The organism is Pedobacter sp. 01N416 (genome assembly GCF_056399685.1).
Map to the genome: position 1 here is coordinate 1 of NZ_JBFTRT010001108.1, position 447 is coordinate 447.

Below are 447 nucleotides of genomic sequence, written 5' to 3' on the forward strand. Positions count from 1 at the left end.
AAGTAGCAAAACGCAATCAATGCAGCCCCTCCTTCAATCCAGAGAAAAATGTCGCTCAGAAATTTCTGGAAGTCGTTCATTTCATTAAGATATTAATAAGTTTCTATTGCTGAATCGGCTGGTGGAATGGTTTGTCCATGGTTTTGAGCCATTACCTCACGCGATTGACTGTCACTACTATCCGAACTCATGGCCATTAAGGTAATGGGTTGCTCTTTTTCTCTTTCTTTTAGCGGGAAAGTAGTACGGTCTAAAGGGTTAAAGTCGTAATCCTGGTAACTTCCATCGCTGCTCTTCTTCTTTAAAGTGGGGATCATAACAAGTGTATGTTTTTGGGCATAATTTTTTCCTATCGATTTCTCCTCCTCAAAACTATTCCATTCGTTGTCTTTTGGATAAGCAGCGTAATAGAAACGGATACCCAATGCACCATCAGCAATGCGCGGG

The 447-nt window shown here is 41.2% G+C and carries 1 protein-coding gene; it reads right to left on the minus strand.

What is annotated here, in order from left to right; genetic code table 11:
* Positions 1-92: 92 nt before the first annotated feature.
* Positions 93-447: hypothetical protein (locus tag AC1DND_RS29460; RefSeq protein WP_477586585.1), on the minus strand; the 355-nt coding region annotated here is incomplete at its 5' end.